Origin of the sequence: uncultured Ramlibacter sp., assembly GCF_936925435.1 — a bacterium.
In the GTDB taxonomy this organism is placed as follows: Bacteria; Pseudomonadota; Gammaproteobacteria; order Burkholderiales; family Burkholderiaceae_C; genus Ramlibacter.
Genome location: NZ_CAKZHQ010000022.1, coordinates 55,216 through 80,105, shown reverse-complemented (window position 1 = coordinate 80,105; position 24,890 = coordinate 55,216). Strand labels below are relative to the sequence as shown.

The 24,890-nt window shown below is 66.9% G+C and carries 25 protein-coding genes and 1 riboswitch; of the genes, 9 read left to right on the top strand and 16 right to left on the bottom strand.

The genetic code is table 11. The features are described 5' to 3' along the window. Window positions 1-13: 13 nt before the first annotated feature. Window positions 14-1,744, bottom strand: a complete 1,731-nt coding sequence (oxc, locus tag Q0632_RS10470) for an oxalyl-CoA decarboxylase (protein WP_298928563.1) — start codon at window positions 1,742-1,744, stop codon at window positions 14-16. Window positions 1,745-1,951: 207 nt separating this feature from the next. On the opposite strand from oxc, the gene Q0632_RS10465 reads away from it, so the two are divergent. Then, complete coding sequence (locus Q0632_RS10465; RefSeq protein WP_298928560.1) at window positions 1,952-2,560, top strand: Crp/Fnr family transcriptional regulator; 609 nt, start codon at window positions 1,952-1,954, stop codon at window positions 2,558-2,560. Window positions 2,561-2,646: 86 nt separating this feature from the next. Here Q0632_RS10465 and Q0632_RS10460 read toward each other — a convergent pair whose 3' ends face one another. The 3 genes from Q0632_RS10460 to Q0632_RS10450 form a co-directional block, all read right to left on the bottom strand. Further along, complete coding sequence (locus Q0632_RS10460) at window positions 2,647-4,176, bottom strand: tripartite tricarboxylate transporter permease (RefSeq protein WP_298928557.1); 1,530 nt, start codon at window positions 4,174-4,176, stop codon at window positions 2,647-2,649. A gap of 41 nt (window positions 4,177-4,217) precedes the next feature. Continuing rightward, the gene (locus Q0632_RS10455) at window positions 4,218-4,727 is read right to left on the bottom strand and encodes a tripartite tricarboxylate transporter TctB family protein (RefSeq protein WP_298928555.1); all 510 of its coding nucleotides are present in this window, start codon (window positions 4,725-4,727) and stop codon (window positions 4,218-4,220) included. 116 nt (window positions 4,728-4,843) lie between these two features. After that, window positions 4,844-5,869 (bottom strand): tripartite tricarboxylate transporter substrate binding protein, encoded by a 1,026-nt coding sequence (locus tag Q0632_RS10450; protein WP_298928553.1) that lies wholly within the window; start codon window positions 5,867-5,869, stop codon window positions 4,844-4,846. A gap of 314 nt (window positions 5,870-6,183) precedes the next feature. On the opposite strand from Q0632_RS10450, the gene Q0632_RS10445 reads away from it, so the two are divergent. Continuing rightward, on the top strand, window positions 6,184-7,080 hold the full coding sequence (locus Q0632_RS10445; protein WP_298928551.1) for a hypothetical protein: 897 nt from the start codon (window positions 6,184-6,186) through the stop codon (window positions 7,078-7,080). 115 nt (window positions 7,081-7,195) lie between these two features. Here the strand turns inward: Q0632_RS10445 and Q0632_RS10440 are convergent, their stop codons facing one another. The 3 genes from Q0632_RS10440 to Q0632_RS10430 are packed head-to-tail and all read right to left on the bottom strand — an operon-like array spanning window position 7,196 to window position 9,330. Next, window positions 7,196-8,203 (bottom strand): 2-dehydropantoate 2-reductase, encoded by a 1,008-nt coding sequence (locus Q0632_RS10440; protein WP_298928549.1) that lies wholly within the window; start codon window positions 8,201-8,203, stop codon window positions 7,196-7,198. A gap of 23 nt (window positions 8,204-8,226) precedes the next feature. Continuing rightward, a complete protein-coding gene (locus Q0632_RS10435) occupies window positions 8,227-8,994 on the bottom strand; it encodes a fumarylacetoacetate hydrolase family protein (protein WP_298928547.1) in 768 nt (255 codons plus the stop codon). An 18-nt stretch (window positions 8,995-9,012) separates the two neighbouring features. Next, window positions 9,013-9,330 (bottom strand): hypothetical protein, encoded by a 318-nt coding sequence (locus Q0632_RS10430; RefSeq protein ID WP_298928545.1) that lies wholly within the window; start codon window positions 9,328-9,330, stop codon window positions 9,013-9,015. A gap of 145 nt (window positions 9,331-9,475) precedes the next feature. On the opposite strand from Q0632_RS10430, the gene Q0632_RS10425 reads away from it, so the two are divergent. Then, window positions 9,476-10,420, top strand: a complete 945-nt coding sequence (locus Q0632_RS10425; RefSeq protein ID WP_298928543.1) for a LysR family transcriptional regulator — start codon at window positions 9,476-9,478, stop codon at window positions 10,418-10,420. Here the strand turns inward: Q0632_RS10425 and Q0632_RS10420 are convergent. The 7 genes from Q0632_RS10420 to Q0632_RS10390 form a co-directional block, all read right to left on the bottom strand. Continuing rightward, complete coding sequence (locus Q0632_RS10420; protein WP_298928541.1) at window positions 10,404-11,327, bottom strand: methionyl-tRNA formyltransferase; 924 nt, start codon at window positions 11,325-11,327, stop codon at window positions 10,404-10,406. The two genes, Q0632_RS10425 and Q0632_RS10420, sit on opposite strands and share 17 nt — an antisense overlap. A gap of 21 nt (window positions 11,328-11,348) precedes the next feature. After that, window positions 11,349-12,149 (bottom strand): sulfite exporter TauE/SafE family protein, encoded by an 801-nt coding sequence (locus tag Q0632_RS10415; protein ID WP_298928539.1) that lies wholly within the window; start codon window positions 12,147-12,149, stop codon window positions 11,349-11,351. A 265-nt stretch (window positions 12,150-12,414) separates the two neighbouring features. Beyond that, window positions 12,415-12,708, bottom strand: coding sequence for a DUF2218 domain-containing protein (locus tag Q0632_RS10410; RefSeq protein ID WP_298928537.1), 294 nt, complete (start codon window positions 12,706-12,708; stop codon window positions 12,415-12,417). Then, window positions 12,696-13,523 (bottom strand): ABC transporter ATP-binding protein, encoded by an 828-nt coding sequence (locus Q0632_RS10405; protein WP_298928533.1) that lies wholly within the window; start codon window positions 13,521-13,523, stop codon window positions 12,696-12,698. Before Q0632_RS10405 ends, Q0632_RS10410 begins: the two co-directional genes overlap by 13 nt. Next, window positions 13,520-14,554, bottom strand: a complete 1,035-nt coding sequence (locus tag Q0632_RS10400) for an iron ABC transporter permease (protein ID WP_298928530.1) — start codon at window positions 14,552-14,554, stop codon at window positions 13,520-13,522. Before Q0632_RS10400 ends, Q0632_RS10405 begins: the two co-directional genes overlap by 4 nt. Beyond that, window positions 14,551-15,468 (bottom strand): alpha/beta hydrolase-fold protein, encoded by a 918-nt coding sequence (locus Q0632_RS10395; protein ID WP_298928526.1) that lies wholly within the window; start codon window positions 15,466-15,468, stop codon window positions 14,551-14,553. Before Q0632_RS10395 ends, Q0632_RS10400 begins: the two co-directional genes overlap by 4 nt. Next, the gene (locus tag Q0632_RS10390) at window positions 15,465-16,631 is read right to left on the bottom strand and encodes an iron ABC transporter substrate-binding protein (protein WP_367181188.1); all 1,167 of its coding nucleotides are present in this window, start codon (window positions 16,629-16,631) and stop codon (window positions 15,465-15,467) included. Before Q0632_RS10390 ends, Q0632_RS10395 begins: the two co-directional genes overlap by 4 nt. Before the next feature lie 162 nt (window positions 16,632-16,793). On the opposite strand from Q0632_RS10390, the gene Q0632_RS10385 reads away from it, so the two are divergent. After that, complete coding sequence (locus tag Q0632_RS10385; RefSeq protein ID WP_298928523.1) at window positions 16,794-17,645, top strand: helix-turn-helix transcriptional regulator; 852 nt, start codon at window positions 16,794-16,796, stop codon at window positions 17,643-17,645. Between the two features lie 117 nt (window positions 17,646-17,762). Then, window positions 17,763-19,838: a TonB-dependent receptor gene (locus Q0632_RS10380; protein WP_298928520.1), complete on the top strand. Its 2,076-nt coding sequence runs from the start codon at window positions 17,763-17,765 to the stop codon at window positions 19,836-19,838. Window positions 19,839-19,887: 49 nt separating this feature from the next. On the opposite strand, the gene Q0632_RS10375 is transcribed toward Q0632_RS10380, so the two are convergent. Beyond that, window positions 19,888-20,238 (bottom strand): cell division protein ZapA, encoded by a 351-nt coding sequence (locus tag Q0632_RS10375; RefSeq protein ID WP_298928517.1) that lies wholly within the window; start codon window positions 20,236-20,238, stop codon window positions 19,888-19,890. After that, entirely contained in the window at window positions 20,235-20,447 is a 213-nt protein-coding gene (locus Q0632_RS10370) for a DUF904 domain-containing protein (RefSeq protein ID WP_298928514.1), read from the bottom strand. Before Q0632_RS10370 ends, Q0632_RS10375 begins: the two co-directional genes overlap by 4 nt. 34 nt (window positions 20,448-20,481) lie before the next feature. Then, window positions 20,482-20,727, top strand: a riboswitch (cobalamin riboswitch). A gap of 101 nt (window positions 20,728-20,828) precedes the next feature. On the opposite strand from Q0632_RS10370, the gene Q0632_RS10365 reads away from it, so the two are divergent. Genes Q0632_RS10365 through Q0632_RS10350 form a run of 4 tightly spaced genes read left to right on the top strand, consistent with a single transcriptional unit; the run spans window position 20,829 to window position 24,866 of the window. Continuing rightward, the gene (locus tag Q0632_RS10365) at window positions 20,829-22,616 is read left to right on the top strand and encodes a TonB-dependent receptor (protein ID WP_298928909.1); all 1,788 of its coding nucleotides are present in this window, start codon (window positions 20,829-20,831) and stop codon (window positions 22,614-22,616) included. Between the two features lie 9 nt (window positions 22,617-22,625). Beyond that, entirely contained in the window at window positions 22,626-23,438 is an 813-nt protein-coding gene (locus Q0632_RS10360; protein ID WP_298928511.1) for a cobalamin-binding protein, read from the top strand. After that, on the top strand, window positions 23,431-24,006 hold the full coding sequence (locus tag Q0632_RS10355; protein ID WP_298928508.1) for a bifunctional adenosylcobinamide kinase/adenosylcobinamide-phosphate guanylyltransferase: 576 nt from the start codon (window positions 23,431-23,433) through the stop codon (window positions 24,004-24,006). Before Q0632_RS10360 ends, Q0632_RS10355 begins: the two co-directional genes overlap by 8 nt. Next, window positions 24,003-24,866, top strand: coding sequence for an ABC transporter substrate-binding protein (locus tag Q0632_RS10350; RefSeq protein ID WP_298928505.1), 864 nt, complete (start codon window positions 24,003-24,005; stop codon window positions 24,864-24,866). The genes Q0632_RS10355 and Q0632_RS10350 overlap by 4 nt, the downstream gene beginning before the upstream one ends. Window positions 24,867-24,890 lie beyond the last annotated feature (24 nt).

Genomic DNA, 24,890 nt, shown 5'->3' with positions numbered 1-24,890 from the left:
GGGGGTGACTCGGTTATTTCTTGTTGGCAGCGCTGGTCGGGTTCAGGCTGGTGATGCGCCCGCTCTCGGTGCCTGCGGTTTCATCGATGATCGCGTTGATCAGCGTGGGCTTGCCCGAAGCGATGGCTTCGGTCATGGCCTTGTCGAGTTCGGCTGCGGTGTTGGCCACCACACCGACGCCGCCGAAGGCCTGCATCATCATTTCATAACGTGCATTCTTGACGAACACCGTGGGCGCCACATCGGTACCGCCGCTGCCGTTGACGTCGGTGCCGCGGTAGATGCCGTTGTTGTTGAAGACCACCACGCACACCGGCAGGTTGTAGCGGCAGATGGTCTCGACTTCCATGCCGGAGAAACCGAAGGCGCTGTCGCCCTCGACGGCGATCACCGGCTTGCCGGTTTCCACGGCGGCGGCGATGGCAAAGCCCATGCCGATGCCCATGATGCCCCAGGTGCCCACGTCCAGGCGCTTGCGCGGCTCGTACATGTCGACGATGCTGCGCGCGAAGTCCAGTGTGTTGGCGCCTTCGTTGACGAGGACGGCGTCCGGATGGGCCTTGATCTGGTTGCGCACCACGTTGAGCGCGCTGTGGAAGTTCATGGGCGAGGGCGTCTTGGCCAGGGTCTCGGCCATCTTGGTCAGGTTCTTGTCCTTCTTTTCGGACACCGCACCGGTCCACTCCGCCGGCGGCTTGGCGATGTTCGAGCCCAGGCCGGCCAGCAGGGCCGAGACGCAGGAGCCGATGTCGCCCACCAGCGGCGCGGCGATGGCCACGTTGCTGTCAGCCTCGGTCGGCGAGATGTCGATCTGGATGAACTGCTGGCCACCGGCTTCCTTGGCGTCCTTGCTGCCCCAGGTCTTGCCCTTGCCGTGCGACAGCAGCCAGTTCAGGCGCGCGCCGACCAGGACCACGACGTCGGCTTCGGCCAGCACGTAGGAGCGGGCGGCGGAGGCGGACTGGGCGTGGTTGTCGGGCAGCAGGCCCTTGGCCATGGACATGGGCAGGTAGGGGATGCCGGTCTTTTCGACCAGGGCGCGGACTTCAGCATCGCACTGGGCGTAGGCGGCGCCCTTGCCCAGCAGAATCAGGGGCTTCTTGGCGCTCTTGAGCAGGTTGACGGCGCGCTGCACGGCCTCGGGGGCGGGAATCTGCTTGGGCGCGGGATCGACGACCTTGATCAGCGAGGCCTTGCCGGCCACGGCGTCCATGGCCTGCGAGAACAGCTTGGCCGGCAGGTCCAGGTAGACGCCGCCGGGGCGGCCGGACAGGGCGGAACGGATGGCGCGGGCGACGCCCACACCGATGTCTTCGGCGTGCAGCACGCGGAAAGCAGCCTTGCACAGGGGCTTGGCGATGGCCAGCTGGTCCATCTCTTCATAGTCGCCCTGCTGCAGGTCGACGATCTCGCGCTCGGAAGAGCCGGAGATCAGGATCATGGGAAAGCAGTTGGTCGTGGCGTTGGCCAGGGCCGTCAGGCCGTTGAGGAAGCCGGGCGCCGACACCGTCAGGCAGATGCCGGGCTTTTGCGTCAGGAAGCCTGCTGCGGCGGCGGCGTTGCCGGCGTGCTGCTCGTGGCGGAAGGAAATGACGCGCATGCCGGCGGTCTGGGCCTTGCGTGTCAGGTCGGTGATCGGGATGCCGGGCAGGGCATAGATGTTGTCGATGCCGTTGAGCTTGAGGGCGTCGATGACGAGGTTGAAGCCGTCGGTCATCTCGCCGGTTTGCGTTTCATTGGTCATGGATGAAATGTCTCTTCGTTTGACTGCTGTAAAAGTCGAGCAACGCGGCCGGGATCGGCCGCCTCCCCCAGGGCTCGGGGCGGGGCATTGCATCGCCGAGGTATCATAGGAATCGATTCGAGTTCCACCATTGACCACGGTCAATTTTCGTAGTATTCGGGCGGCCACAAGCCGTGTTTCCCGGGTATCTCCCAGCCTTCCGCACCCATGCAGCCACTCCAAAACCATCCCGAGAAAAACGTGATTCGCGTCCAGCTGGCGCAGAACGGCGTTCTCAAGGGGATGACGGCCGAGCAGGCGGCCGAACTGGAGACCCATCTGGTCATCGTGGACTGCCAGAAGGGGGACTTTCTGCTCAACCAGGGCGTCCACGAGATGGAGCAGTACTTCATCCTGGACGGCATCCTCAAGCGGGTGGTGAGCAACCAGGAAGCCAAGGAAATGATCCTGCGCTTCGCCGACGAGCGCGAGATGGAGACCAGCTACGCCGCCTGGCGCCTGGGCCAGCCCACGCCCTACAGCATCGTCAGCGTGACCAAGGCCAGAGTGGCCAAGCTGTCGCTGCCCGAATGGGTCGCTTTCCTGGACCGGCACAGCGAGATCAAGCAGCTGTTCGAGCGCGACGTGATGTTCCTGATGAGCGAAATCATGGCCCACACCATCACGCTGCACCTGCTGGACGCGCCGGGCCGGGTCAAGCGCTTTTTGCGCAAGCACCCCGAGCTGTTCGAGCGCATCCCGAAAAAGGAGCTGGCCTCCTACCTGAACCTGTCGGCCGAGACGCTCAGCCGGCTCAAGCAGCGCGGAAAGATTTAAGGACAAAACAAGGGCCGCCCTTGCCGCCCTTGTCCTTCAGTAAAAAAGCGGCCCGAGGGCCGCTTTTTTGTTGGGTGCTGTGAGGCTCAGTCCACCGGTTGCTCTTCGGCGAACTCATTGACCTTGGGCGGGCGGACCTTGGCGATTAGCCTGGAGATCAGCGGCCACAGCAGCAGGACCAGGGCCAGGCTGGTGATGCCGCCGACCAGGGGGTTGGACCACATGATGGACAGCTCGCCCTGCGAGACCAGCATGGCCTGGCGGAACGAGTCCTCGGCCTTGTCGCCCAGCACCAGGGCCAGCACCAGGGGCGCCAGCGGGTAGTCCAGCTTCTTGAACAGGTAGCCGACCACGCCGAACAGCATCATCAGCCAGATGTCGAGCATGGCGTTGTGCACGGTGTAGGCGCCGATCGCGCAGATCACCACGATCACCGGGGCGATGATGGAGAAGGGGATGCGCAGGATCGAGGCGAACAGCGGCACGGTGGTCAGCACCACGATCAGGCCGACCAGGTTGCCCAGGTACATCGAGGCGATCAGGCCCCAGACGAAGTCCTTCTGCTCGACGAACAGCAGCGGGCCGGGTTGCAGGCCCCAGATCAGCAGGCCGCCCAGCAGCACGGCAGCGGTCGGCGAACCCGGGATGCCCAGGGCCAGCATGGGCAGCAGGGCGGCGGTGCCGGCGGCGTGGGCCGCAGTTTCGGGAGCAATGACGCCCTCGATCTCGCCCTTGCCGAAGTTGGCGCCGTTCTTGGACATTTTCTTGGCCAGGCCGTAGCTCATGAACGAAGCCGGGGTGGCGCCGCCGGGGGTGATGCCCATCCAGATGCCGATCAGCGAGCTGCGGATCGAGGTCATCCAGTACTGCGGCAGCTTCTTCCAGGTCTCGAGCACCACCTTGGGGCTGATCTTGGCGCTCTTGCCGGAGAACTCCAGGCCTTCTTCCATCGACTGCAGGATTTCGCCGATGCCGAACAGGCCGATCACGCCGATCAGGAAGTCGAAGCCGCGCATCAGCTCGGTGATGCCGAAGGTCAGGCGCAGCTGGCCCGTCACCGTGTCCATGCCGACAGCCGCCAGGGCGAAGCCCAGCGTCATCGAGGCCAGGATCTTGAACGGCGAGCCCTTGCCCATGCCCACGAAGCTGCAGAAGGTCAGAAGGTAGACCGCGAAGAACTCAGGCGGGCCGAATTTCAGCGCGAACTTGGCGACCATGGGCGCCAGGAAGGTGATCATCAGCACGGCCACGAAGGCGCCGATGAACGACGAGGTGAACGCCGCCGTCAGGGCGCCGCCGGCCTGCCCCTTCTGGGCCATGGGGTAGCCGTCGAAGGTTGTCGCCACCGACCAGGGTTCGCCGGGGATGTTGAACAGGATGGAGGTGATGGCGCCGCCGAACAGGGCGCCCCAGTAGATGCACGACAGCATGATGATGGCCGAGGTCGGCGACATGCTGAAGGTCAGGGGCAGCAGGATGGCCACACCGTTGGCGCCGCCCAGGCCGGGCAGCACCCCGATCAGCACCCCCAGGATGATGCCGACGAACATCAGCAAGATGTTCATTGGCGTCAGGATGACGCTGAATCCGTGAAAGAGCGCGCTTAGTTCGTCCATGGCATTTGTCTATATAGGTTTTGAGGCAGGCGGGCGAAGAATCAGTAGCCCAGGAAGCTGATCGGGTCCCACATGCCCTTGAACAGGGGCACCTTGAACCAGACCTCGAACATCATGAAGAACAGCGCATTCACGGCAATGGCGGTGATCACGCTCTTGATGGGCGAGTACTTGCCCAGGATGACCATGAACAGCGCGATGTACACGACCGATGCGACATAGATGCCGATCAGCTGGATGAACAGCACATAGACCAGGGCGGGCAGCAGCACCGACAGGACGCGCTTGAGCTGCTCGTTGTCGACGAACACTTCCATGTTCTTGTTCTTGAGCGCCTGGAAGGCCACGCCGGCACCGGAGATGCACAGAATGATGCCGATGTAGAAGGGGAAATAGCCGGCGCCTGGGCCATCGCTGGTCCAGCCCGAACCCAGCTTCCAGCTGCCCTGCAGGACCACCAGGCCCAGCACCACGATAAGAAGGGCAACGACGACTTCAACGACGTAGGTGGCGACGCCAGTGCGATGCTCGACGCCCGATTCGGTTTCCATCAGGAACTCCTGCTGTATTTTTTGAGAATGCCCGTTCAGGGCGGGGAGAGATGACGGGGCCGATGCGGCGGCCGGTCCCGGAGAAGAGGCGGGGCCCGAGCGGGCCCCGCACTGGATCACTTGGCGATGAAGCCGGCTTCCTTCATGAGCTCGCGGTGCATCTGCTCGGCGCTGCCCAGCCACTTGGCGAACTCGTCGCCGGACATGCTGGTCGTGTTGAAGGCGCCCTTTTCCATGTATTCCTTCCACTCCGGGGTCTCACGCACCTTCTTGAGCAGGGTGCCGTAGTACTCGAGCTGGTCCTTGCTGATGCCAGGCGCTGCGAAGATGCCGCGCAGCATCACGTAGTCGGTCGACACGCCGGCCTCCTTGCAGGTGGGGATATCGCCCCAGGACATCGTGTCGGTGACCTTGGTCTTGTAAGGCATGCGCTTGTCGTCGAACACGCACAGGGCGCGCAGCTGGCCGGCACGCCACTGGGCGACGGCTTCGATCGGGTTGTTGACGGAAGCATCGACGTGCTTGCCCACCAGCTGCACGGCCACGTCGCCACCGCCTTTGAAGGGGATGTAGATGAACTTGGTGCCGGTGGCTTTCTCGATGCCCACCGTCAGGATCTGGTCTTCCTGCTTGGAACCGGTGCCGCCCATCTTGGCCTTGCTCGGACCCTGCGCCTTGACGGCAGCAAAGAAGTCCTTGGCGTTCTTGGCGGGGTTCTCGGCGTTGACCCACAGCACGAACTGGTCCAGCGCCATCATCGACACCGGCGTCATGTCGCGCCAGTTGAAGGGCACGCCGGTGGCCAGTGGGGTGGTGAACAGGTTCGACAGCGTGATGATGATCTTGTGCGGATCGCCCTTGGCTTCCTTGACCGAGAGGAAACCTTCGGCGCCGGCGCCGCCGGACTTGTTGACGACAACCAGCGACTCCTTCATCAGCTTGTGCTTGATGATGATGCCCTGGATCAGGCGTGCCATCTGGTCGGCGCCGCCGCCGGTGCCGGCAGGGACGACGAACTCGACCGGCTTGGTCGGCTCCCAGGCAGCGTGGGCAGCGCCCGTCGCCATCATGGCGGCCGCGGCGATCGCGCCGACTGCGGCCTTGGTCAATCCATTCCCGATGCGTGCAAGTCTGGTTTTCATTTCGGTTGTCTCCTGTGTTGGCTGATCTCGCTGGCGGTCCGGTATTTCTCCGGGCCTGTCCCAATGATGGGACGTCACGGGCAACATGGTCTTCCCAAGTGGGCCAAAAAACTCTTGACGGTGATCAAGTTTGCTCAATTCTCGGGGGGCTTTAGGGTTTGTCCTGAGGCCTCTTTTCACTGCGCGCCGTCAAGCGATAGCGTATCCCCCTAACGAAAAAAATGTATCCCCACGTATCCTGATTCCAGCTGGACCGGCGGTGGCGACGGAGTGTGCAGCGATTGCCGGAAGATTCAAAAGCGTTGGAGACAATGATGAAGAAGCCGTTGCTGTTCGCCTGCCTGGCCGCTGCCGGCCTGTCCGTCCAGGCCCAGTCCTGCGAGGGAGGTCTCTACCTCAATCCGCAGGTCATCCGCGGCGAAGGCTCGTCGCAGACCGAGAGCGCGCTGCGCGAGCTGATCGAGTTCATCAAGCCCACCGGCCTGTCGACCGCTCCGGTGCTCAACATCCGGGAAACGCAGGATGTCTTGACCGCCATCAAGAAGCCGGCGCCGCCCTGCTGGGTCTACGGCAACCCGGTGGTCGGACTGGCCTCGGGCTACAAGCCGGTGGCGGTCAACATCGATCCCATCCAGTCGGCCATCCTGATTCTGGGCGACGTCGGCAAGCTCAAGGACGGCAAGCCGGTCGAACTCAAGAGCCTGCCGCCCGAAGAGCGGGCCAAGGTGCTGGCCAGGCTCAAGACCACCAACTGCTACGGCATGAAAAGCGGTGTGACCACCGCCCTGGTGCAGGCCGAGAACCTGTGCGGCACGGTGGTGGAGGTGGTGCCGCAGCAGGGCCTGGGCCAGAGCTATCTGCCGACCAAGGCCGCCTTCCACTGGCAGGCCGACCGCTGGGTGGGCCTGATCACGCGGCTGCAGACGGCCCAGGGCTCGACCATGAAGACCCACTACGGCACGGACGAGCGCATCCACATGGCGCAGCTGGTGATCGTGCCGGCCTCCAACCCGAGCTGGGGCTACGGCCTGTACGCGCACCCGGCGGCGCCGGCCGATGCGGTGAAGAAGGCGGCGGCGCTGCTCGCCGGCCTGAAGACGCCCAGTCCGATGCTGTCCAAGGCGCTGGACCTGGGCAAGGACTTCGACTACGGGCTGGTGGACGACGCCGCCCTCCAGGCCATGAAAAAGGCGCTGACCGCCAGCCCTTGAATGGCCCCCACGCTACGCTTTGCTCCGCTGCCCCCCGAGGGGGCTTCAGTCACCTGAGGGCGGCCCGGCGGTGACTGAGGCTGGCGGTCAGCGCCTTGCGCCGCCAGGGGGCTGATCAGGCCGGCTGCAGGCGCACCTGGCCGCGCTCGCTGGCCATGGTGCTGGCCAGCAGCTTGACCAGGGCATACACCGTGTCGATGTGCGGCGTCGGCGTCTGGGTCAGGCGGCCCAGTTCCACCACCGAGCCGACCAGGGCATCGACCTCGGGCGCGCGGCCCGCTTCGATGTCCTGCAGCATCGAGGTCTTGTGCTTGCCGACCTTCTCGGCGCCGGCGATGCGCTTTTCCAGGCTGACGCGAAACTGGATGCCCAGCTTGTGTGCCACGTCCTGCGCCTCACGCATCATGTTCTCGGCCAGGGCGCGCGACAGCGGATGCTGGCAGATGTCCACCAGGGTGGAGTGCGACAGGCTGCTGATCGGGTTGAAGGTGAGGTTGCCCCAGAGCTTGAGCCAGATCTCGCTGCGGATGTCGTCCAGCACCGGCGCCTTGAAACCGGCCTGGGTGAAGCACTCTGAAACGCGCGTGACACGCTCGCTGAGCGAGCCATCGAGCTCGCCCACCGGGAAGCGGTCGCCCTCGATGTGCCTGACCACGCCGGGCGCGACCAGTTCGGAGGCCGGATAGACCACGCAGCCGATCACGCGGCGCGGCGGGATCAGCTCGGCCAGCAGGCCGGACGGGTCCACGGCGTGGACCTGCGAGCCGTCGAACGGCCCGCCGTGCTTGTGGAAATACCAGAAGGGGATGCCGTTTTGCATGGTCACCACCGTGGTGTCTGGACCCAGCAGCTTGGGCAGGTCCCTGGCCACGGCCTCGACCTGGTGGGCCTTCATGGCCAGGATGACCATGTCCTGCGGGCCGGCCTCGGTGTAGTCGTTGGTGGCCTTGACACCCTTGGCCACGTGCTCGGTGCCGTCGTTCATGACCAGCTTCATGCCATCGCGGCGGATGGCCTGCAGATTGTCACCACGCACGATGAAGGTGACGTCCTGCCCGGCCAGGGCCAGCTTCACCCCCACATACCCTCCTATGGCGCCTGCGCCAATGATCGCTATCTTCACACCGCTTCTCCAAAGTTGAAAAACTATTCGAACCGGTTGCTCAGCTTGCCGATGCCGGCGATCTCGACTTCGACCAGGCTGCCCGGTTTCATGGACCCCACGCCGACGGAGGTGCCACACAAGATGATGTCGCCAGGGTACAGGGTCATGTCCTGGGAGATCAGGCTGACCAGTTGCTGCACCGAAAAGCGCATGTCGCTGATGGGATAGTCCTGCCGGACATCGCCGTTCAGGATGGTTCTGACTGTCAGTTGGGCCGGGTCCAATCCGGTGGCCACCACCGGGCCGAAGGGGCAGAAGGTGTCGAATCCTTTGGCGCGCACCCACTGGGCGAACGAGGCGTCGCGGTTGAGGATGTCGGCCACCGTCACGTCGTTGGCGCAGGTGTAGCCGAACACGTGCTCCAGCGCGCGCTGCTCGCTGACCTGGCTGGCCGTGCGGCCGATGACGATGCCCAGCTCGCCTTCGAAGACCACCTTGCCATCACAGGCGGGCTTGCGGATGACGCCGCCGGGCGCCAGATAGGAGTTGGGCGACTTGATCAGGTACAGGGGCTCGGCAGGGGCGTCCAGCTTGAGCTTCTCGCCCAGCGCATGGAAGTTGTTCCACAGGGCCAGCACCTTGCTGGGCTGCACCGGCGCCAGCAGCTGCAGGCCGGCCAGTGCCAGCATTCGGTCGGTGGGGCTGGCGCCGGCGAACATGTCGCCTTCGCAGACCCGCACTGCGTCGCCCTCGACCGTGCCGAAACGCGGCGTGCCGCCGTCCATGAAGCGCACCCAGTGGCTGGTCATGCTGGTTCTTCTTTCGGCTCAGGCGGCCAGGCGGGTGGGCTCGGCACTGGTCGGCACGTAGCGGATGTCGCGGCTGCCGGTCATGCCGGCGTAGCAGCGCGCCTTGGCGGTTTCGACGGCCTGCACCAGGAAGTCGGCGTCATAGGCGCGCAGCAGGTGCGGATATTCGCTGAGCAGCCAGGCGCGCATGCCGCCCGGGCCCTGGGCCTGGATGCGCGCGTAGGTGGCGGCGTCCCAGTGCCAGGCCAGCTCCAGCGTCTCGAAGGCCGCGTTGTAGGCGTGGCGGTGCGCCTCGGCGCAGGCGTCTGTGTTGAGGTCGAGCAGGGCTTTGAGCATGGGATGTCTCCTTCTACGGGTTGACGGTGCGGCTGCGTGGCCAGGTCCGTGACACCGGCGTGAATGCAATGTAAGGAGAAGGAACGATTCATGATAGTTAAAGTATTTGATACTATCCATTACTCATAGGTAATGGATAAAGGCCATGAAGAACGCAACGCTGCGCCAGCTCAAGGTGTTCGAGGCGGTGGCTCGCAACCTGAGCTTCTCGCGCGCGGCCGAGGAACTGCACCTGACGCAGCCGGCGGTGTCCACCCAGGTCAAGAAGCTGCAGGACCACGCCGGCATCGCACTGTTCGAGCAGTTCGGCAAGAAGATCCACCTGACCGCGGCCGGCGTCGAGATGCTGCACGCCAGCCGGGTCATCATCCAGCAGTTCAAGGAAGTCGAGCAGACCATGACGCAGTTCAAGGGCGTCGCCGGCGGCGCCCTGAACGTGGCGGTGATCAGCGCCGGCGACTACTTCCTGCCGCGGCTGCTGGTGGAGTTCGCCGGCCGCCACGAGGGCGTCACGCTCAACTTCAAGGTGGTCAACCGCGAGGAACTGCTCGAGCAACTCACCGACAACCTCACCGACCTGGCCATCATGGTGCGCCCGCCGCTGGACATGGACACCGTGAACCAGCCGTTCGCGCCGCACCCCTATGTGCTGGTCGCGCCGCCCGGCCATCCGCTGGCGGGCCGCAAGCGCATCCCGGTCTCACGGCTGGCGCGCGAGCCCTTCGTGGTGCGCGAGAAGGGCTCGGACACCTGGAACTCGATGAAGGACGCTTTCGGCGACCACATGGCGCGGCTGAACATCGCCATGGAGATCAAGAGCACCGAGACCATCAAGCAGGCGGTGATCGCCGGCATGGGGCTGAGCTTTCTGTCGGCCCACACCATCGGCCGCGAGCTGCAAGAGGGCAGCCTGGCCGTGCTGGACGTGCAGGGCTTCCCGCTGATGCTGCACTGGTACGTGGTGCACCGGCGCACCAAGCGCCTGCCGCCGGTGGCACAGGCCTTCCGCAGCTTTCTGCTCAGCGACGGCCCCGCCCTGATCGAGCAGACGATAGGGGCCAGGCCGCGCCGGCCTACTCGGCGGAAGTGAGCGGGGCGCGCTCGCGCGCGTAGTCGCCGGCCCCCATCTTCTTGCCGCCCTCGGGCTTGAGCTTGAAGACCTCGATCTGCCCGCCCTGGGCGTTGATGATGATGGAGTTGGGCGTGACGGCGGCGATGGTGCCGGGCTTGCCCGCCACGTCGGCAAAGCGGCGCGCCGGGTGCTTGCGGCAGTCGTAGAGCCAGACCCGCACGCCGTCCAGCGTGGTCCAGGCGCCGGGCGCCGGGTTGCAGGCGCGGATCAGGTTGTAGGCATGATCGACCGGGCCGGCCCAGCGCACCCGCGACTCCTCCTCATGGACCCAGCCCTCGTAGCTGGCCTGCGACTCGTCCTGCAGCGTTTCCTGGTGGCGGCCGGCCACCACCAGGTCGGCCGCCTCCAGCAGCGCCGCCACGCCCATGGGGAACAGCTTGTTGAAGTACAGCTCGCCCAGGGTTTCGTCGGCTCCGATGGGGCAGGCCTTTTGCAGGATGACCGGCCCTTCGTCCAGGCCGTCGGTGGGCCGGAAAATGGTGATGCCGGTCTCTTGCGCGCCCAGCGCGATCGGCCAGCTGATCGACGACGGCCCGCGATGCCGCGGCAGCAGCGATGGATGGAACTGGATGGTGCCGCAGCGCGGGATGCTGACGAAGGCCTGCGGCGCGAACTGCACCACATAGGCCATCACGCCGATGTCGGCGTTGAGCTCGCGCATGGCGTGTTCGGCGAACTCGCTCTTGAGGCTGCTGAACTGGAACACCGGCAGGTGCAGGGCCTGCGCGGCCTCGCGCAGGGCGTCGGGCTTGGCACCGGCTTTCTCCGGCACGCAAAAAACCCCGGCGACCTCGTCGCCGCGCGCCAGAAAGGCCTGCAGCGCTGCCTTGCCGAACTCCTGCTGGCCGATGAATGCGATTCTCATTTGTCTCCGTGTGGCGCTGCCTCAGCGCAGCAGGAAGTATGCCGCGAGAACGTAGAGCACCAGCGCAAACACCTTCTTGAGCGGCCGGATGTCCATGCGGTGGGCGGTGCGAGCGCCCAGCGGCGCGGTGCTCATGCTGGCCAGGGCGATCACGACCAGGCCCGGCAGGTACAGGTAGCCCAGCGAGCCCGGCGGCATCTGCGGCAGGCCCTGGCCGGCCCAGATGTAGCCCAGGGTGCCGGCCAGGGCGATGGGGAAGCCCAGCGCCGACGACGTGCCCACGGCATCGTGGATCTTCACGTTGCACCAGGTCATGAAGGGCACGGAGACGAAGGCGCCGCCGGCGCCCACCAGAGCCGACAGCATGCCGATGGCCCAGCCCATGCCGAAGGTGCCCAGGCGCCCGGGCAGGGTGCGCGTGGGCTTGGGCTTGCGGTCCAGGAACATCTGCGTGGCCGAGAAGGCCACGAACACGGCGAACAGCACCGACAGCACGCGCCCGGGCAGGGCCACGGCCACTTGCGCGCCCACCAGCGAGCCCAGCACGATGCCCGGCGCCAGCACCCAGACGATGGGCCAGAGCACGGCGCCGCGCTTGTGGTGGGCGCGCACCGAGGACAGCGAGGTGAAGCAGATCGTCGCCAGTGAGGTGGCCACCGCCATCTTCACCACGTGTTCGGCCGGATAGCCCTTGGCCGTGAGGATGAAGGTGATGAACGGCACCATCAGCATGCCGCCGCCGATGCCCAGCAGGCCGGCGAGAAAGCCGGTGCAGGCGCCCAGCAAGAGGAGTTCGGCGATGAGCTGGGGTTCGAGCAGCATGCGGGCCGGGCGGGGCCCGATGGCGGAAGGAAGCGGAGAAAAAAGGTGTCTGCAGTTGCCACCGGACCGGCATCCTGAACCAGGGTTCAGGTCGGACCGGGTCAACCTGGCGTTGGGTTCGTCTGACGCGAGACGATCACGCTCACCAGGGGATGTTCCCAGCCCTTGCTCAGAGAGCATTGGTTCAAGGAAATATAAAGCCCGGCATGCACTGCAGACACGGTCCATTGTAGGCGCTTGGCGCCGGCCGTGTGGCCGGCGGCTGTCATGACCCGATGGCCGGCTCCCACGCGACCTGCAAGGGGGACTTGCGCGAAAACAGCTTGATGTGTTCGTCGATGGCGAACTTCACCCGCGCCAGTTCCTCGATGCTGGCCGCTTCGCAGTCGAAGCCAAGGGATTCGCTTTCCGCCGTGAACCGGCAAGTACCCCAGGGGAACTGCGCATGGCCTTGGTGTTCGTCGTAGCTGACTTGGATTTTCTTGCTGAAGTGGTAGCACAGACGCTGCATGTAGCGGCTGGCCTCCGGGGTGCTTACCCGGCCTTTCAACTGGAGCATGGTGTAGGTCCTGTGTCGTCGTGGATTTGTTGTTCGTCGATGGCGCGGTCGGCCAGGACCAGCGGATGGCCGAGCGAACAGCGCTCGATGCGCGCTTCGATGCCCCAGGCGCGGCGCAGCAGCGGCGCATCGATCACCTCGCGCGGATCGCCCGAGGCGACGAAACCGCCCGGCCCCAGCACCAGCACGCGGTCGCAAAAGCGCAGCGCCAGATTGAGATCGTGCATGGCCAGCAGGGCGATGCTGCCGCGCCGTGCCGACAGCGCTTTGACGCTTTCCAGCACGCGCAGCTGCCAGCGCAGGTCCAGCGCGCTGGTGGGTTCGTCCAGCAACAGCAGGCGGGGCTCGCGCACGGTGACCTGGGCCAGGCCGATCATCTGGCGCTGGCCGCCGGAGAGTTCGTCCAGCCGGCGCAGCGCCAGCTCGCGCAGGCCCAGGGCATCGAGCACCGATTCGATGGCTGCCTCGTTCTGCGCGCGGCTCAACTCCGGCCGGCCCGAACGCAGCGCGCTCATCAGCGCTTCGTAGCCGACCAGCGAGGTCGATTGCGGCAGGGCCTGGGGCAGGTAGCCGGCGTGGCGCAGCCGCTCGCGTGGCGGCAGCCGGCCCAGTTCCTGGCCATCGAGCAGGATGCGGCCCGAGGATGGCCGCAGGCCGGCGATGGCCTTGAGCAGGGTCGACTTGCCGACGGCGTTGGGCCCGACCACGGCGACCAGCATCCCCGGTTCCACCAGCGGCAAGTCCAGCGCGTCGATCACCCTGCGTTGGGCGTAACCCGCCGTCAGACCTTGCAGTGAGAGACCGGCGCCGCTCATGTTCTGGGCCGCCGCAGGATCAGCAGCATGAACATGGGCACGCCCACCAGCGCGGTGATGATGCCGATTGGCAGCACCACGCCGGGAATCAGGGTCTTGCTCAGGATGGACGCGCCCGAGAGCATCAGCGCTCCGGCCAGGGCCGCGCCAGGCAGGTAGAACCGGTGGTCTTCGCCCAGCAGCATGCGCGAGATGTGCGGCCCGACCAGGCCGACAAAACCAATGGTGCCGACGAAGGACAGCGCCGTGGCGGCCAGCAGGCTGACCCGCAGCAGCGTGAGCAGGCGCAGGCGTTCCACCGGCACGCCGAAGCTTCGGGCCTGGTCCTCGCCCGCCCGCAAGGCCGTGAGCGCCCAGGTGCTGCGTGCCGTCCAGGCCGCGCAGACGGCAAGCACGACCCCCACGATGGCGATCTTGTTCCAGGTCGAACGGCCCAGGCTGCCCATGGTCCAGAAGACGATCTGCTGCAGCGCATTGCTGTCGGCCACGAACTGCAGCAGCCACAGCAGCGCTTCGAAGGTGAAGAGCAGGGCGATGCCGAACAGCACGACCGAATCGACGCTGGCGCCGAAGCGCCAGGCCAGGGCCTGGATCAGCAGTGTGGCCAGGCAGGCGACGAGGAAGGCGCCCAGGGGCACGGCCAGGTTCTCACCGAAGGCCGTCCAGGTGATGCCGCTGACCACCACCGCCGAGGCGCCGACGGCCGCCGCGGCGGACAGGCCCAGGGTGAAAGGGCTGGCCAGCGGGTTGTTCAGCGCCGTTTGCATCTCGCCGCCGGCCAGGCCCAGCGAAGCACCGACCAGAACAGCCATCACCGCATAGGGCAGGCGCACCTGCCAGAGGATCACCTGCTGGCCGACCGGCAGTGCGCCGGGATCGAGCAGGCCCGTCCAGAGGTCACGCAATGCGAAAACCGAGGGGCCGGTGGCGATGTCGATGGCCAGCGCCAGCACCAGCACGCTGGCCAGCAGCGCAAGCACGGCCATGCGGCGCAGCGCGAAGCGCCGGTAGCGCGATGCCAGCGATGTCATTGGGGCGGGCCGCTGCGTTGCGCCATCAGAACGGCCTGGGCCACTGCCGGCACCATGGCGCCGCCGTGGTCTTCGCCGTCGTACAGCTGGAAGCGCACCGGCCAGCCGGCCACGCCCTGCAGACTGGCGGCCAGTTCACGGGCTCCATCGACCATGCGTCGCTCGCGCACCAGGGCTGCGCGCGCAGGAATCAGTGCCTGCTGTTCCAGCGAGCCCACCGTCACCAGCAGTTCGCCTGTTGCCGCGCCCGTGCCGGCGCGCTGCTGCGCCAGCCAGCGGTCGCGCGTTGCCAGGATGGCGTGCTGGCGCCACCAGACCGAGGGACTGGCGGCGACATAGCGGGTGAACATCGCGGGCCGGGTGAACAGCGTATGCAGCGTGAACAGGCCGCCATACGAGTGGCCGCACAGCGTCTGGCGGGCCGGATCGGTCTGGACGATGCGCTCGACCATCGGGCGGATCTGCTGTGCGATGTCGTCGAGCAGCAGGTCGGCGCCGCCTTCGTTGGGCGCATCGCTGCCGGGCGGCAGCGCGGGCGGTGTCAGGTCGCGGGCGCGCGCGCTCATGTCGTACAAGGCGTCCGTCGGGTAGCCGATGCCGACGACCACGAGGCTGGCGGCCGTCGCCGCGTCGGGCCGGCCTGCGCGCATGCGGGCCAATTGCGCCGCGAACGGGAACATTGCGTTGCCGTCCAGCAGATAGAGCACCGCATGGCCTTGTGGCGGTGCCGGTGTTTGCGGCAGCAGGACGAAGATGCGCCGCACGCGCCCGTCCGCCATCTTGGTGTCGATCTGCCGCGTGTTGGGCAGGCTCACGACCGCTGTCGGCGCACTGGCGCAGCCCGGCAGCGCGCCTGCCAGGCCCATGCCCAGGCCCCATCCCAGCAGGGACCTGCGTCCGGGAGCGGTGCTCACGGTTGCAGCCCGGTCCAGTAGGTGCCGTCCAGCGGGATCGGCTGGAAGCGGGTGTACATGGTCTGCAGGGTGGCGCGCGGGTCCAGGTCGGCAAACAACTGGGGGTGTAGCCATTTGGCGAACGCCTGCACCGCCACCACGTTGAAGGGCGAGTTGTAGAAATGGTGCCAGACCGCGTAGGCCCGGCCTTCCTGCACAGCCTTGAGCTGGCCGATGCCGCGGCGCTGCACGGCGCGCTGCAGCGATTCACGCGCTGCCTGGGGCGTAGCGCCCGCGCCCAGGACGATGCGCATCGGCGTGGCCTTGGCTTCGGCCATGGAACCGATGCCGGTGCCGATGTAGATCTGCGGCTGCTGGGCGATCAGCAGCTCGGGGTTGAGCGTGCCGTGTTCGCCGGGGATCAGGCCCTTGGCCACGTTCTTCGCGCCGGCGGCGTCCAGCAGCACGCCGACCAGGCCCACCATGGTGTCGCAGCAGCCCTCGTTCAGGCCCACGCGGTTTTCCAGGAAGACGGTGGGCGCTTCGGGTCTGGCCCTGGCCAGGCGCTGGGTCACGGTGTCCAGCTGCTGGCGCCAGTAGGTGTTGAAGGCCGCGGCCTCGGCGCGCTTGCCCAGCACCTCGCCCAGGATCTCCATGCTGCGCGTCGTGTTCTTCAGGGGCTGCTGGCGCAAGTCGATGAAGACGATGGCCGTGCCGGCGGCTTCCAGCCGCGCCAGGGTTTCGCGGTCGCGCGCGCCCGGGCCGTGGCCGCTGTCGATGCTGAAGATTGCCACCTGGGGTTTGAGCGCGATGGCCTGCTCGTCGCTGAAGCTGCCGCCCGAGGTGCGGCCGACGCGCGGCACCTTGTCGATGTTCGGGAAGCGGGCGCGCCATTGGCCGTAGCCGGGCGCATCGAGCTTCTCGAACTCGCCCATCATGCCGACCAGCCGGCGGGCCGGATCGTCCTTGTCCAGGACGGCCAGCGCCGGTAGCAGGCGGCCTTCGCCCAGCAGGACGCGCTCGACCTTGGCAGGGATGCGCACGCTGCGGCCGGCGATGTCCTGGACCAGCACGCTGTCGGCCTGTGCATGGGCCGTGCAGGCCATGGCCAGGCCTGCAAACAGCAGGGCGCTGTACCGCTTCAGCCACATGCCGAGGGCCTGCTTATTGAGAATCATTTGCATTCAAGAAGTGTAACTGCTAGCATTTCACACCCCTGGCCGTGGACGTTTGCGGCACCAACAAAGATGTTTGATCCATCGTCGAATCACGCAAGCGATGCCCCGGCTTACAGCCGGCACGGACCGGTTCCCACCGATTCCACGCTGCACGCCCACTTCCAGCGTATGCGCCAGTTGCGGCCCGGCCTGCACCTGCACGCCGACGACGCGCGTGACATGCACGACCTGACCGCCCAGGGCGAGATGAGCGAGGGCTTGCGCATCGTGGTGCTGCTCGAAGGCGCGGTTGACGTGTCCTACGGCGCCCGGAACATGCGCCTGGCCACCCGTGACGGCGGCGCCTGCGCGGCCCTGATCTCGGTGGCCGAGCCCGACGTGTTCGTGCGGCGCGCGCGCGGCGGCGGCTACGCGCGCCGTGTCAGCCTGGGCCTGGGGGCGCCCTGGCTGGACCAGGCGGCGGGCGAGGGCGCTTCCAGCGCAATCGCGGACTTCATGCGCGAACACCTGTCGGTCCACCAATGGCGCGTCTCTCCGCGCATTGCTGCGGTGGCCGAACAGATCGTGCGCCCGCCCCAGTTCGAGCCGCTGATGCAGCACCTCTACCTGGAGAGCCGGGCGCTGGAGATCGTTTCCGACGCGCTGGCCGCGGTTCCGGGCGCTGCCCCCGGCATGGCCGTGCCCGCGCAGTTGCGGCCGCAGGAACACCGCCGCATGCGCGAGCTGCGGGACTACCTGGCGCATTGCGAGGACGACGACATCAGCCTGGACAGCCTGGCCCGTCAGGCCTGCACCAATGCCAACACGCTGCAAAAGCAGTTCCGCGCGCTGTACGGCATGACGGTATTCGAATTCGTGCGCGAGAGCCGGCTGCAGCGTGCCCGCCAGGCGTTGGAAAGCGACGGCGTCACCGTGGGCCAGGCTGCCATCTGCGCCGGCTATTCCAGCGCGGCGAACTTCTCCACGGCCTACCGCCGCCGTTTCGGCATCTCGCCCAAGTTGGCGCGCAGCCGCGTCTGAAGCCCGGCGCCGCGCCGCGGCGCAAACGATTTTGTTGGCCGCGCAAACAAAGCGCGCCGGACCGGGTGGAAGAATTGCCGAGCTTGCAAATGCGAATAATTCTTCTTCAGGCTCTCCATGCTCCAACTTCATCCCTTCCATCTGTCGCGCTCCGTCATTGCCCTGGCCGCCTCGGCCTGCATGGCCCCGGTGCTTGCGCAGCAGGTCCAGCCCATGCTCAGCCCCGTGGTCGTCACCGCCAGCGGCCATGAGCAGGCCATCAAGGACGCGCCGGCCAGCGTCAGCGTGATTACGCGGGAAGACCTGGACAAGAAGCCCTACACCAGCCTGCAGGAGGTGGTGCGCGAACTCGAAGGCGTGAGCATCGTCGGCGGCAGCCCGAACGAAACCGACATCTCCATCCGCGGCATGCCCGGCGAGTACACCCTGATCCTGGTAGACGGCAAGCGCCAGAACACCCGCGAGACCATGAACCGCGGTACCGGCGGCGTGCAGGCCAACCTGATCCCGCCGCTCAATGCGATCGAGCGCATCGAGGTCGTGCGCGGCCCGATGTCGGCGCTGTACGGCGCCGACGCCATCGGCGGCGTCATCAACATCATCACGCGCAAGGTGCCCAAGGCCTGGAGCGGCTCGCTGACGGCCGGCGGCACACTGCAGCAGCACGACGAGCTGGGCAACACCGCCCTGGGCAGCTTCTGGGTCGGTGGACCGGTCAAGGACGACGTGGTTGGCCTGCAGTTTTACGGCCAGGTGCGCGACCGCAAGGAAGACAGCGTCTTCTACCCGCTCAACGCCACCAGCGGCGCGTACGGCGCCAAGGACGAAGCGCTCACCGCCAAGCTCACGGTCAAGCCGGCGGCCAACCACGAGCTGACTTTCGAGCTGGGCACCGAGGACTTCACCTACACCAGCACGCCGGGCCGCACCATCACCACCCCGGCCGCGGCCACCACGGTGCTCAAGACGCGCCATACCCGCGACAACTGGGCTCTCACGCACAACGGCCGCTACAGCTTCGGCCAGTCCACCGTGGCCCTGTACCGCGAATCGGCCAAGCAGATCCAGTGGCGCCCGGGCGGCCAGAACCCGGTCGTGCCCGAGCTGACCAACACGGTGCTGGACGCGCTGCTGACCGCGCCCATCGGCAACAGCCTGGCCAAGTTCGGCGGCCAGTACATCCACAACGAGCTCGAAGGCATCTCGGCCCAGGATGCGCCGCCCGGCGGCTACACGGTCAACCCCAACACGGTCAGCCTCAAGTCCTGGTCGCTGTTCGCCGAGGACGAACTGTTCCTCACCGACAAGTTCACGCTGACCGGCGGCCTGCGCCTGGACGACGACGAGCGCTACGGCAGCCACTGGACGCCGCGCCTGTACGGCGTCTACCAGATGGCACCGGCCTGGACGCTGCGCGGCGGCGCGGCCAAGGGCTTCAAGGCGCCCACCATCCGCCAGAGCACGCCCGGCTACTGCATGACCACCGGCGGCCAGGGCGGCGCCATCCCCGGCACCCTGTGCGGCGACCCGGACCTCAAGGCCGAGACCAGCGTCTCCAGCGAGATCGGCGTGCGCTTTGACAGCGGCGTCTCCAGCGTGTCGGCCACCCTGTTCAACAACGACTTCAAGAACAAGGTTGCCAGCTACGACACCGGCATCCGTGACCCGCGCTCGGCCGGCCGCAACATCTATGTCTACGACAACGTCGACAAGGTGACGCTGCGCGGCCTGGAAGTGGGCGCCTCGACCAAGCTCTCGGCCGCCTGGGCGCTGGCGGGCAACTACACCTACACCGACTCCTCGCGCAAGGGCGGTGGCGAGCCGGCCTTCAATGGCAGCTCGCTGGAAGGCCGCCCGCTGGACAAGACGCCCGAGCACATGTTCAACGCCCAGCTGGACTGGGCGCCGACCGCGGCCTGGAAGCTCTATGCCCACGCCACCTACTTTGGCGAGCAGCAATGGGCGGCCTTCCGCAACGGCGCGCTGGGCGTGCGCGAGCGCGGCTCGTCCACCACCTTCGACCTGGGTGGCAGCTACATCATCAACAAGAGCTTCAGCGTGAAGGCCGCGCTGCTGAACATCACCGACAAGATCGTGCCGGTCGATCCGCGCGCACGCACGGCCGGCCTGAATGGCAACTGGATGGTCGACGAGGGGCGCCGCCTGTCGGTGACGCTGGACGCGCAGTTCTAGAGCGGGGAGAGGGCGGCCGGTAGAGCGCCGGGCCGGCGCAAGCGCTGCTTTAAAGCAGGCGGCCGTCGTCGCCCAGGGCGCGGTCCAGGCGCTGCAGCAGCTGGCCCAGGCGCGGGTCGGTTTCGCCATCGGCGAGCACCGTGGCGCTGGCGGACGCCGGCGCTTGCGGCGCGGCCAGGCTGGAAGTGAACACCGGGGCGGCGCGGTCGCTGACGTCGAAGGCCAGATTGAGTGCGGCCAGCACGGCGATGCGGTCGCGCGCCTTGACCTTGCCGGCATCGCGGATGCGGCACATCGCGGTGTCGACTTTTTCCACCGCGTCGAGCAGGCGCCCGTCGCCGCCTTCGGGGCAGGCCAGCAGGTAGCTCTGGCCCATGATCTGCACCTCGAGCTGCTTCATGCGGCGGACTTGATGTCGGGCAGGCGCTCGAGCAGGGCGTCGACGCGCGAGCGGGCGGCCGACAGGCGCGACTTGAGCGAGTCGCGCTCCTGCGTCAGCACCTCGACCTGCTGCGTCAGCAGCGCGTTCGTGCGCTGCAGTTCCTCGTAGCGCACCAGCAGGCGCTCCACGCGTTCCGCAATCTGGTCGATCTGGGCGGCACTGGGCATGACGGGGATTGTAGGGTTTTGAGACAGTTTCCCAACTAGAATTCAGAGCGTTGGTGCTCGCGGTGTGGTTCACATGCCGCAGTTCAACGGGAAGCAGGAGGGGAAGCCGACCAGGCCGACCTAACCTGCGCTGCCCCCGCAACGGTAAGCGGATGAAGGCCCTCGCGGCCTTCCGTCTCCATCCAAGCAAAGCCACTGGGCGCGCCTGACACAGCGCGCCTGGGAAGGCGATGGAGACGACCCGCCAGCCCGGATACCGGCCAACGAGGAGGCCGCGCCTTTCCCAAGAGGGGTGCGGCCGTGACGCCCAATGGGCCGGCGGGGAAGCCGGCCCGGGTTACCGATCCGTGTCCGTTACCAATGAAAAACTCCTTGCTCCCCGTGCGCCTTGCCGCACTGTCGCTGGCGCTTGCCGCCGCATTCCCCGCCTCCGCCCAGACCAGCGCCCTGGGCGAAACCGTGGTCACCGCCACCCGCAGCCCGACCCGTGCCGACCAGCTGGTCAGTGACGTCACCGTGGTCGACCGCCAGGCGATCGAGAATTCCACAGCCCGCACCCTGGCCGAGCTGCTGGCCCGCACCGCCGGCGTGCAGATGAGCGCCTCGGGCGGCCTGGGCAAGACATCCAACATCTTCATCCGCGGCACCGAGAGCCGCCACACCATCTTGCTGGTCGACGGCGTGCGCCTGGGCTCGGCCACCGCCGGCACCCCCAGCCTGGAAGGCATCCCGGTCGAGATGATCGAGCGCATCGAGATCCTCAAGGGCCCGGCCTCGGCGCTGTACGGCAGCGAAGGCGTGGGCGGCGTGGTGCAGGTCTTCACCCGCAAGGGCAGGGACGGCTTCCACCCTTACGCCACGCTGGGCGCGGGCAGCGAGGGCTATGTGCTGGCCTCCGCCGGCCTGAGCGCTGGCCAGGGCGCCTGGCGCTATGCGCTGGGCCTGCAGCACGTGCAGGACAAGGGCTTTTCCTCGACCAACCCCAAGGTGCAGTTTGGCAACTACAACGCCGACCGCGACCCCTTCAAGCAGGATGCGGTCAATGCCTCGGCCAGTTACGAATTCAGCAAGGACTGGAGCGTGGATGTCGGCGCGCTGTACTCCGACGGCGTCAGCAACTTCGACGATGGCCCCAGCGTCAATTCGCAGAACGCGGTGCGGGCCCTGGCCGCCAACATCGGCCTCAAGGGCCGGCTGGCCGCCAACTGGCAAAGCGAGCTGCGCTTCACCCAGGGCGACGACACCTCCAACGTGATCCAGGCCACCGTGCCCGGCGCCTTCAAGAGCGAACAATCGCAGTGGAGCTGGCAGAACAACATCGATACGGCCGTCGGTATGGTGCTGGCGGGGCTGGAGCAGCGCACCCAGAAGGTCAGCGGCTCCACCGCTTACACAGTCACCCAGCGCGACATCGAATCGGTCTTTGCCGGCCTCCACGGCAATGCCGGCAGCCACAGCTGGCAGGCCAATGTTCGCCATGACAGCAACTCGCAGTTCGGCGGCAGCACCACCGGCTTTGCCGGCTATGGCTACCGCTTCACGCCGAACTGGCGCGCCAATGCCTCGTATGGCACATCCTTCGTCGCGCCCTCGTTCAACCAGCTGTACTACCCGGGCTTTGGCAATCCCAACCTGCAGCCGGAAGAGGGCAAGAACCTGGACCTGGGCCTGACCTGGACCCAGGGCAGCCATGAGGTCAAGCTGGTGCGCTACGACAACAAGATCCGCGGCTTCATGACCAACACCACGCTGCCGCAGAACATTCCGCATGCGCGCATCGAGGGCTGGACCCTGGGCTACGAAGGCAGCATCGATGCCTTGGCACTGCGCGCGGCGTATGACGCGCTGGACCCGCGCAACGAGGTCAGCGGCAAGCAGCTGCCGCGCCGCGCCGAGCAGCAGGTCACGCTGGGCGCCGACTGGGCTAGCGGTCCGTGGAAGCTGGGCGGCTCGCTGCTGTACGTGGGCGAGCGCTTCGACGATGCAGCCAACGTGCGCAAGCTGGGCGCCTACACCACGGTGGATTTGAGCGCCGACTGGCAGTTCAGCAAGGACTTCGGCCTGCAGCTCAAGCTCAATAACGTGACGGACAAGGTCTACGAGACGGCTTACGGCTACAACCAGCCGGGCCGCGGCGCCTACCTGACCCTGCGCTGGCAGCCCAAGTAAGCTGACAGGATGACGCCCGACTTCGCGCTAGGCCCGCAACGCATCGTCTGCCTGACCGAGGAGACGACCGAGTGGCTGTACCTGCTGGGGCAGGAGGCGCGCATCGTGGGCATCTCCGGCTACACGGTGCGGCCGCGCCGGGCGCGCGAGGAAAAACCGAAGGTCAGCGCCTTCCTCAGCGCCAAGATCGACAAGATCCTGGCCTTGCAGCCGGACTGCGTGTTCGGCTTTTCCGACCTGCAGGCCGATATCGCGGCGCAGCTGATCCGCCACGGCGTGCAGGTGACGGTGTTCAACCAGCGCAGCGTGCAGGAGATCTTTTCCATGCTGTTTCAGCTGGCGGCCATGGTCGGCGAGGCCCAGCGCGGCCTGGACCTGCTGGCCGCGCTGCGCGAACGGCTGGACGCGATTGCCGATGCGGCGCGCGCCTTGCCGCGCCGCCCGCGCGTCTACTTCGAGGAATGGGACGAGCCACACATCAGTGCCATCCGCTGGGTCAGCGAGTTGACCGGCATCGCCGGCGGCGACGACTGCTTCCCCGAACTGGCGGCCATGCCCTTGGGCAAGGACCGCATCATTGCCGACAGCGCGCAGATCGTGGCGCGCAATCCCGACATCATCATCGGCTCCTGGTGCGGCAAGAAGTTCCGTCCCGAGAAGGTGGCGGCGCGCGCCGGCTGGCAGGACGTGGCGGCGGTGAAGAATGGCCAGCTGTTCGAGATCAAGTCGGCCGACATCCTGCAGCCGGGCCCGGCCGCGTTGAGCGACGGTGTGGAGCAACTGCACAGGATCGTGATGGACTGGAGCAAGGCCCATGGATAGTCTGGTCATCGCCCGCAGCGAGCTGATCCTGGGCGGCCAGAAAAGCGGCAAGACGGCGCGCGCCGAGAAGCTTGCGGCTGCCTGGCTCGCGCAATCGGATGCGCACAAGGCCGTCTACATCGCCACCGCACAGGCCTGGGATGCCGAGATGGGCGAGCGCATCGCGCGCCATCGCGCCGACCGCGCGCAACGCGTGCCGCGCATGCAGACGGTGGAAGAGCCGCATGACCTGGCCGGCGCCATCGCCCGCCACGGTGCGGCCGATACCCTGCTGGTGGTGGATTGCCTGACTTTGTGGCTGACCGGCCTGTTGATGCCGGTTTCGGAGGGAAATCGGCCTCTAGCCCCCGGCAAATGGACCTCGGGCGCTCCCATTTTTATAGCAAACTGCGCTGGCCCGCTGGTGGTGGTCAGCAACGAGATCGGCCTGGGCGTGATCCCCATGGGGCGCGAGACCCGCGCCTTCGTCGACGCACTGGGCGTATTGAACCAGGAGGTGGCGGCCGTCTGCGAGCGCGTCACTTTCATGGCGGCCGGCCAGCCGCTCATTCTCAAAGGCAAGGCATGAAGGCATTTTGCTTGGCGCTGCTGGCGGCCATCGCGCTGCAGGCGCAGGCGCTGCAGCTGACCGACGACCGGGGTGTGACGGTGACGCTGGACAAATCGCCGCAGCGCATCGTCAGCCTGCTGCCCTCGCTGACCGAGACCGTCTGCGAGCTGGGCCAGTGCCAGCGCCTGGTGGGCGTGGACCGCTATTCCAACTTCCCGGCCCAGGTGCGGGCCCTGCCCCAGGTGGGCGGCGGCATCGACCCCAACATCGAGGCGGTGCTGGCCCTCAAGCCCGATGTGGTGCTGATGGCCACCTCCTCGCGCGCCGCCCAACGGCTGGAGGCCCTGGGCCTGAAGGTGGTGGCGCTGGAGCCGCGCACCGCCGCCGACGCCTTGCGGGTGATGACCAAGCTGGGCACTTTGCTGGAGGTGGCCGACGCGCAGCGCATCTGGCGCAACATCGATGCCGGCGTCTCGGCGGCGGCGCAGTCCCTGCCGCCGGCGGCCAAGAAGCTGCGTGTGTACTACGAGGTCAGCAACGGCGGTTACGCGGCAGGCACCAGATCCTTCATCGGCGAGACCATGCAGCGCCTGGGCGTGCAGAACATCGTGACGGCGGACCTGGGGCCCTTTCCGCGCATCAATCCGGAGTACGTGGTGCGCGCCAACCCCGACCTCATCATGATCGGCGCGCGCAACGCCGCCGGCCTGCAGACGCGTCCGGGCTGGGCCGGTCTGCGGGCGCTGCGCGAACAGCGGATCTGCATCTTCACGCCGGAAGAGTCCGACGTCTTGGTGCGGCCCGGGCCGCGCATGGCGGAGGCGGCCCGGCTGATGGCCGGCTGCATCGCCGCCAAGGGACTGGGGGGCACGCGGTGAGCGCGTCGCGGGGCCTGGCCGCAT

Bases quoted from the DNA above. Each gene is read 5' to 3' on its own strand.
- oxc (WP_298928563.1), bottom strand. From the start codon at position 1,744: ATGACCAATGAAACGCAAACCGGCGAGATGACCGACGGCTTCAACCTC.
- Q0632_RS10465 (WP_298928560.1), top strand. From the start codon at position 1,952: ATGCAGCCACTCCAAAACCATCCCGAGAAAAACGTGATTCGCGTCCAG.
- Q0632_RS10460 (WP_298928557.1), bottom strand. From the start codon at position 4,176: ATGGACGAACTAAGCGCGCTCTTTCACGGATTCAGCGTCATCCTGACG.
- Q0632_RS10455 (WP_298928555.1), bottom strand. From the start codon at position 4,727: ATGGAAACCGAATCGGGCGTCGAGCATCGCACTGGCGTCGCCACCTAC.
- Q0632_RS10450 (WP_298928553.1), bottom strand. From the start codon at position 5,869: ATGAAAACCAGACTTGCACGCATCGGGAATGGATTGACCAAGGCCGCA.
- Q0632_RS10445 (WP_298928551.1), top strand. From the start codon at position 6,184: ATGAAGAAGCCGTTGCTGTTCGCCTGCCTGGCCGCTGCCGGCCTGTCC.
- Q0632_RS10435 (WP_298928547.1), bottom strand. From the start codon at position 8,994: ATGACCAGCCACTGGGTGCGCTTCATGGACGGCGGCACGCCGCGTTTC.
- Q0632_RS10430 (WP_298928545.1), bottom strand. From the start codon at position 9,330: ATGCTCAAAGCCCTGCTCGACCTCAACACAGACGCCTGCGCCGAGGCG.
- Q0632_RS10425 (WP_298928543.1), top strand. From the start codon at position 9,476: ATGAAGAACGCAACGCTGCGCCAGCTCAAGGTGTTCGAGGCGGTGGCT.
- Q0632_RS10420 (WP_298928541.1), bottom strand. From the start codon at position 11,327: ATGAGAATCGCATTCATCGGCCAGCAGGAGTTCGGCAAGGCAGCGCTG.
- Q0632_RS10415 (WP_298928539.1), bottom strand. From the start codon at position 12,149: ATGCTGCTCGAACCCCAGCTCATCGCCGAACTCCTCTTGCTGGGCGCC.
- Q0632_RS10410 (WP_298928537.1), bottom strand. From the start codon at position 12,708: ATGCTCCAGTTGAAAGGCCGGGTAAGCACCCCGGAGGCCAGCCGCTAC.
- Q0632_RS10405 (WP_298928533.1), bottom strand. From the start codon at position 13,523: ATGAGCGGCGCCGGTCTCTCACTGCAAGGTCTGACGGCGGGTTACGCC.
- Q0632_RS10400 (WP_298928530.1), bottom strand. From the start codon at position 14,554: ATGACATCGCTGGCATCGCGCTACCGGCGCTTCGCGCTGCGCCGCATG.
- Q0632_RS10390 (WP_367181188.1), bottom strand. From the start codon at position 16,631: ATGCAAATGATTCTCAATAAGCAGGCCCTCGGCATGTGGCTGAAGCGG.
- Q0632_RS10385 (WP_298928523.1), top strand. From the start codon at position 16,794: ATGCGCCAGTTGCGGCCCGGCCTGCACCTGCACGCCGACGACGCGCGT.
- Q0632_RS10380 (WP_298928520.1), top strand. From the start codon at position 17,763: ATGCTCCAACTTCATCCCTTCCATCTGTCGCGCTCCGTCATTGCCCTG.
- Q0632_RS10375 (WP_298928517.1), bottom strand. From the start codon at position 20,238: ATGAAGCAGCTCGAGGTGCAGATCATGGGCCAGAGCTACCTGCTGGCC.
- Q0632_RS10370 (WP_298928514.1), bottom strand. From the start codon at position 20,447: ATGCCCAGTGCCGCCCAGATCGACCAGATTGCGGAACGCGTGGAGCGC.
- Q0632_RS10360 (WP_298928511.1), top strand. From the start codon at position 22,626: ATGACGCCCGACTTCGCGCTAGGCCCGCAACGCATCGTCTGCCTGACC.
- Q0632_RS10355 (WP_298928508.1), top strand. From the start codon at position 23,431: ATGGATAGTCTGGTCATCGCCCGCAGCGAGCTGATCCTGGGCGGCCAG.
- Q0632_RS10350 (WP_298928505.1), top strand. From the start codon at position 24,003: ATGAAGGCATTTTGCTTGGCGCTGCTGGCGGCCATCGCGCTGCAGGCG.